Consider the following 6,143-nt stretch of genomic DNA (forward strand, 5'->3'; position numbering starts at 1 on the left):
ATCGCAATACTAAGAATCGCAGCAAGGTCAAGCTGTTGGCCAAACACAACAAATCCAATCCCCGCGATGAACACGATTCCAAGCCCGGATCAGATTGCGTAGACGAGTCCCACCGGCATCACCGTCAAGGTAAGCGACAAAAGATAGAATGCGGCTGCATAAGCGATCACGACTACAATCGGTTATAATGGACGTGTGAATTGCTGGCTCGTCTGCAGCGCCGTTGTACCCACCGTTTCGGCCAGAGCCGCATAGATCAGATAGAAAAAGTGAATGGGCATCGTCGGCCCTTAAAGCGGCAGAGCAGTCGTTTCTTTCAGCTCTTCCATGACGAAACTGGCCGCCACATCAGACATATCGACCCGCCGGATCAGCTCCTGATAAAGAGCGTCATAAGCGGCCATATCCGCAACCCGCGCATGCACCAGATAATCCAATTCCCCGGACATCCGATAGGCCGCGAGAATCGACGGCATTTCGCGTGTTGCGGCAGCGAAATGCGTCAGCCATTCCGGGTCGTGGCGGTTGGTTCGGATTTGGATAAAGACCGATAGATTCAATCCCAGCATATCCGCGTCCAGCACCGCCACCCGCTTGCGGATCACCCCGCTTTGATCCAAAGCCCGCACCCGCCTCCAAGTTGCGTTCCGGCTCAGGCCGACCGCCTCACCCAAAGCTTCCAACCCGATGGACGCATCACGTTGCAATTGGGATAGAATTTTTCGATCTAGTGCATCGATCGTCTCAATCATTTCCGCTTACCGAATAATTTCTCCCAATATATACGCGAAAATATTAATCTTTGGGAAGACATCTCATCAAAAATCGCCGAATATGATCTCATGGATTATACGGAGGCACCCAATGATCACCCGCATGTTTTTTGACCACCCGGCAAGCATCGACGAAAGCTACGGCGAACACGCTCGTTTTGCTTTAGGGTTTTCGGTGAAGCTTTTCGTAGCCGCCGGAGCCGCGCTGGTGCATTCGCTGATTCCCTGCCTGTTCGAAAAAACAGCCAGCCGCATCATCGGCGACCTTTACGCCAAGACCCACAACCGCGGGACGTAGCCCTAGAACGGACCGTCTTCCAACACGCCGTCCGCCGACATCTGCGCGTAAAGCAACCCTTCGCGCAGACCGCGGTCAGCAACTGTCAACTGATCGGTCGGCCAGATGCGCAAAAGCGCCTGTAAAATCGCGGCCCCCGACATGATAAGAGCTTGGCGATCCCGTCCAATCCGAGGATCGACGCGCCGCCCTTCAGGGCCCATTTCAAGATAGCTGCGGATTACCGTGTCGATCTGATCCGAGGTCATCCGAAGGCCATCGACTTTATTGCGATCATAGCGCCGCAGTCCCAAATGGCTGGCGGCAACGGTGGTCACCGTCCCGGAAGTGCCTACAATCTGGAACCCTTCGCGGGCCTGTTCCGCCTCATAAGGCGAAAACTCGGCCAACTGCTCTTCAAAAAACCAGCTCATCAAAGCAAATCGGGCAGAATCGTTCTCAACGTCGTTGAACTGGTCGCGCAGTGTCGCCACCCCAAGCGGAACCGATATCCAATCCACGACGCGCGCCGCCGGAAACGGCGATTTCTCATCCGGTTTGAAGCCTGCGTGAAGTCGCATGATCGCGCGCTGGCGGTCCACCGACGGCACACGGCTTAGATCAATCCAGACCAACTCAGTCGATCCACCACCGATATCGACAACCAAAAGCTGTTCCGTCTTGGTCGACACAAGCGGCGCGCAAGAAATCACGGCAAGCCGCGCCTCTTCCTCTGGCGCAATGATGTCAAGCGCCAAACCCGCCTGACGCACCACGTTGCCCAGAAACTCAGACCCGTTTTGGGCCCTCCGACAGGCTTCGGTCGCGACAAGCCGCATCCTCTGAACATCGTGTTTTTTCAGCTTTTTCTGGCAGATCGTAAGCGCTTGAATGGTCCGGTTCATGGACGCCGTTGAAAGACGCCCCGTGCGCTCAAGCCCAAGACCCAGCTGCACTGATTTGGAAAAACTGTCGACCACGTGGAATTGGTTGCCCTTTGGTTGGGCAATCAGCATGCGGCACGAATTCGTGCCGAGATCCAGCGCGGCATATAGCTCAACTGGACCGGCTTGTCCGAGCGCAGACGGTTCAACCGCTTTCGGGAACCGGTCAGCGCCCCGGGGACGCTTGGGCGGCATATCGCCCTCCGATCTTTGGTTGCTTTCACCCTACGCAGGGGCGAACGCATTGCGCAAGGCTCACTATCTTATTGAGAAAGTTTCATGGGCCTACCCCTTGCCGGGACGGCAGGCGCACTCCAAAATCCGCACAAGTCGCGAAGGCGACGAAACATGTCGAAATCCGGCGTCGTTTTTGCCCCAAGCGGGCGTAGGACGGCTTAAGGAAGGAAGTCCAAAAATGCCTAACGTTACCATCGTTTATTGGCGCGATATCCCCGCGCAGGTCATTGTTGGCAAAGGCCGGCGTGCGTCGAAGGCCCCGTTGTCAGAGCGGTTCGAGCAAGCAATCGACCGCGCCGCGATGAAGATCGGTGCAAAGGATAGCGATGCCTATCTTTCTGAATGGCGCAAAGCGGCGCATTACGAAGTCGCAGGCGACCCCGACGAGGTCGCAGCCGCTGAGGCGGCGCGTCTGGACGCTGAATACGATCAAGGCAAGATCAAAACCTTGATCGATAACGACGGATGGGCCTGAGGCCTCACGATATAAGGACGATACTCATGGCTTTGCTGCCGTTCAGAAAGAAGACCGAAGCTGGCGTCACGACCGATCCAAAGGTTGTCGACTTCCTTCAGGACTTTTCGATCGAGGTCATGCCGCGCACGGCGGAAAAGGTCGAAAACTTCCGCGATCATTTGCCCACCGGGACGCGTGTCTATATCGCCCATATCGAAGGGACGCCTATCGAAGATATGGTCGCGACAGCCAAGCGGATTGCGGCGGAGGGCTATCAGGTCATGCCCCACTTCCCGGCCCGCATTATCAAAGACGAGACTGTTCTGGCAGACTGGATCGCGCGCTATCAGGGCGAAGCCGGCGTCGATCAGGCGCTTGTACTTGCAGGCGGCGTGCCCCAACCCCAAGGCAAATTCGACAGCTCAATGCAGCTGTTGGAAACCGAGCTTTTCGACAAAGCGGGCTTCAAGCGTCTGCACGTCGCAGGGCACCCCGAAGGCAACCGCGACATCGACCTGAAGGGCAGCTCTACAAACGTCGAGACCGCGCTGAAGTGGAAGAACGATTTCAACAATCGCACCGACGCGGACATGGCAATTGTCACGCAGTTTGCCTTTGACGCGGGCCCAATCATCGAATGGTCCAACCAAGTGCAGGCCTCGCGCATCGATCTGCCGATCCACATCGGCATCGCTGGACCCGCTAAGCTTCAGACGCTGATCAAATTCGCTATCGCCTGCGGCGTCGGCCCCTCTCTGAAAGTCCTGCAAAAACGCGCCATGGACGTCACCAAACTGGTCATGCCCTACGAGCCCGACGATGTGGTGACGGCGCTGGCCGCGCACAAAGCGGCCAACCCCGACTTTGCAGTCACCCATGTTCATTTCTTCCCGCTCGGCGGCATTAAATCCAATGCGGCATGGGCCACTTCGCGCGGCGGTGCCTCCGCGCAGCCGGCATCAGCAACCGCCTGACCTCTGACCAGAAAGCCCCTGAATGACCCGTACAGTTCTCGAGTCCGCCACAAAAACCGTTGTCATCGGCTTTGACGAACCGTTTTGCGTTATCGGCGAGCGCATCAACCCCACCGGGCGCAAGTTACTCGCAGCCGAGCTGGAAGCGGGCGATTTTTCGACCGTTGAAAAAGACGCCCTCGAACAAGTGGCGTGCGGCGCGCAGGTACTCGATATCAACGCGGGCGTTGTCTACAACTCTAACCCGAACCCGAACGAAACCGAACCGCCGCTGATGACCTCGGTCGTCAAACTTGTGCAGGGCCTTGTCGATGTGCCCCTGTGTATCGATTCGTCCGTCCCCGGCGCGTTGAAAGCAGGCCTTGAAACTGCAAATGGCCGTCCGCTTTTGAACTCGGTCACCGGCGAAGAGGACCGCCTCGAACTGGTCCTGCCTCTGGTCAAGAAATACAATGTGCCAGTCGTTGCTATATCCAACGATGACACCGGTATTTCCGAAGACCCGGATGTGCGTTTCGCCGTCGCCAAAAAGATCGTGGAGCGCGCCGCAGACTTCGGCATCCCGGCGCATGACATTGTTGTCGACCCGCTTGTCATGCCTATCGGAGCGATGGGAACCGCCGGCTTGCAGGTCTTTTCTCTGGTGCGACGTTTGCGCGAAGAACTTGGCGTGAACACGACCTGTGGCGCCTCGAACATCTCGTTCGGTCTTCCCAATCGTCACGGCATCAACAACGCCTTCCTGGCAATGGCCTCTGCTGCCGGAATGACCTCGGCCATCATGAATCCGGTCTCCATGCCCCCAACCCGCAAGACCATTTCCGAGCGCCTCGACGCCCTGAAAGCCCTTGGCGTCACCGCGCCCGACGATGTTGATATCGCGGCCATTGGCCCGTTGGTCGGCCTCGTGACCAACAACGACCTTATCCGCGAACGCGTGGCACGGCTGGCCGATCTCGGGATTGTCGTTCCCGAGGACGCAGACATCACAAAACTTGGGCCCCTTCTGGGACTGGGCAAAACCTCGGGCATCGCCTCGGAGGAAACGCTGTCGATCCGTGCCGCCGACTTCCTACTGAACCATGATCCGTCGGGCGGAAACTGGATCCGCATGAACAAACCCGTGGCCGCCCCGGGCGGCGGCGCGCGTGGCGGTCGTGAAAGCCGTCGCAGGCGTCGTGGGTAAGGCGTTTCAATTCGCAAATCAAAGCGGCCCAGAGCAAAACCATCTCCATTGAATGCCGCTCATTCCGACCGCTTGGTGCCTATCCGCGCCCCGGCGCCCGTGCTAGCGTGAACGTAAGCCACGTCACACGCAACACGCGCTCACACAGTCGTGGCCTGCAGTTGAACGAGCTGATGGTTACCTGAAACGCATGCCGGATCACGATAATTTCCCCCCGTGGCACCTGGGGCTCGCGCGTCTTGCGCTGAAGCTGGCGCTGATTGCTGCCATCGTGTTTGCAATATTGAAAGTTCTGGATTGGGCGCAGGAACACGCAGAATCCACCGGCTCGGGCGGTCTGATGCTTGGCGTTCTTGCCATTCTGCTTCTCGCTTACGCCCTTTTGCTGGCGGTGCCGTTTGTGCCGGGCATCGAGATTGGCGTGTCACTTTTGCTGATGAAAGGCGCGGATGTTGCCCCCTTTGTCTACGCGGCGACCGTGCTTGGACTATCCCTATCTTTCATGGTGGGCCGGTGCGTGCCTTACCGTTGGCTCAATGCAACGCTGGCGGATCTACATCTAAAACGCGCCTGCCATTTGGTGGAACACCTCGAACCCATGACCCGCGAAGAACGCCTCGCGCATCTCACCGCGCGCTTACCAAATGCAATCGCACCTTGGGTCCGCAGCGGGCGCTACCTTTTGCTGGCAGCGTTGTTCAACATCCCCGGAAATGCAATTCTGGGAGGCGGTGGCGGCATTGCGTTCGTCACAGGCTTCAGCCGACTTTTCCAACCCTGGGCTGTAATCTTGACAATCGTCTTAGCCGTTTTGCCCGTCCCTCTGTCCGTATGGCTGCTCGGAACAGGCGTTTTATCGACGCCTTAACTCTGCACTCTAATTCGGAGAAGGCCGCAAAAGGCGCGCGATCTGAGCAAGCGGCAGCAGCAATCCAAGGTAGACGATCCCCAGCGGTACAGCCGAAACCGCGCCGATCTCGGCGCCATTCACGCCGAAAAGCCCAAGCGAAACCGAAGTAATTAATAGCGCGCATAAGACCGGTACCGGCAGTACTGCCGCGCGTAGCCAAACGCCTTCCAGTCGCATAATTGCGAAAGCCTGAAGCCCCACATACACTGACGCCAGCATCACAAGACCAAAAGGGTCCATGGGATTTCCTTCCCTAACTCGTTACAAATTTCATCCTGCCTTAAGATTGAGGCGACATTCCGCAGTCACCATGACGTTTCAGGGACGTTTTCTGGCGGAACCGGCCTTTCCAAGACCACGATGACCGCTATGATCTGGCGTAACA

Annotated in this window: 8 protein-coding genes and 1 pseudogene; 5 read left to right on the forward strand and 4 right to left on the reverse strand. The window is 57.5% G+C overall.

The window, feature by feature from the left end:
* Nucleotides 1-281 (reverse strand): annotated as a pseudogene (locus Q1B15_RS19015) (SMR family transporter); the annotation flags it as partial.
* A 9-nt stretch (nt 282-290) separates the two neighbouring features.
* Nucleotides 291-752, reverse strand: a complete 462-nt coding sequence (locus Q1B15_RS19020) for an Lrp/AsnC family transcriptional regulator (RefSeq protein WP_299756753.1) — start codon at nt 750-752, stop codon at nt 291-293.
* A gap of 112 nt (nt 753-864) precedes the next feature.
* On the opposite strand from Q1B15_RS19020, the gene Q1B15_RS19025 reads away from it, so the two are divergent.
* A complete protein-coding gene (locus Q1B15_RS19025; protein ID WP_299756756.1) occupies nt 865-1,071 on the forward strand; it encodes a DUF6356 family protein in 207 nt (68 codons plus the stop codon).
* Nucleotides 1,072-1,073: 2 nt separating this feature from the next.
* Here Q1B15_RS19025 and Q1B15_RS19030 read toward each other — a convergent pair whose 3' ends face one another.
* Nucleotides 1,074-2,189, reverse strand: coding sequence for a Ppx/GppA phosphatase family protein (locus Q1B15_RS19030; RefSeq protein WP_299756759.1), 1,116 nt, complete (start codon nt 2,187-2,189; stop codon nt 1,074-1,076).
* Nucleotides 2,190-2,409: 220 nt separating this feature from the next.
* Between Q1B15_RS19030 and Q1B15_RS19035 the strand changes: the two genes are divergently transcribed.
* The 4 genes from Q1B15_RS19035 (at nt 2,410) to Q1B15_RS19050 (ending at nt 5,716) form a co-directional block, all read left to right on the forward strand.
* On the forward strand, nt 2,410-2,706 hold the full coding sequence (locus Q1B15_RS19035) for a virulence factor (protein ID WP_299756761.1): 297 nt from the start codon (nt 2,410-2,412) through the stop codon (nt 2,704-2,706).
* 26 nt (nt 2,707-2,732) lie between these two features.
* Entirely contained in the window at nt 2,733-3,662 is a 930-nt protein-coding gene (locus Q1B15_RS19040; RefSeq protein WP_299756763.1) for a methylenetetrahydrofolate reductase, read from the forward strand.
* A 22-nt stretch (nt 3,663-3,684) separates the two neighbouring features.
* Nucleotides 3,685-4,848 carry a methyltetrahydrofolate cobalamin methyltransferase gene (locus Q1B15_RS19045; RefSeq protein ID WP_299756765.1) on the forward strand — a complete coding sequence of 388 codons (1,164 nt, stop codon included), beginning with the start codon at nt 3,685-3,687 and terminating at the stop codon, nt 4,846-4,848.
* Between the two features lie 190 nt (nt 4,849-5,038).
* A complete protein-coding gene (locus tag Q1B15_RS19050; RefSeq protein WP_299756767.1) occupies nt 5,039-5,716 on the forward strand; it encodes a hypothetical protein in 678 nt (225 codons plus the stop codon).
* 9 nt (nt 5,717-5,725) lie between these two features.
* Here Q1B15_RS19050 and Q1B15_RS19055 read toward each other — a convergent pair whose 3' ends face one another.
* Nucleotides 5,726-5,998: a hypothetical protein gene (locus Q1B15_RS19055; RefSeq protein ID WP_299756770.1), complete on the reverse strand. Its 273-nt coding sequence runs from the start codon at nt 5,996-5,998 to the stop codon at nt 5,726-5,728.
* Between the last annotated feature and the right edge of the window lie 145 nt (nt 5,999-6,143).

Origin of the sequence: uncultured Boseongicola sp. (assembly GCF_937988555.1) — a bacterium.
Taxonomy (GTDB): domain Bacteria; phylum Pseudomonadota; class Alphaproteobacteria; order Rhodobacterales; family Rhodobacteraceae; genus Boseongicola.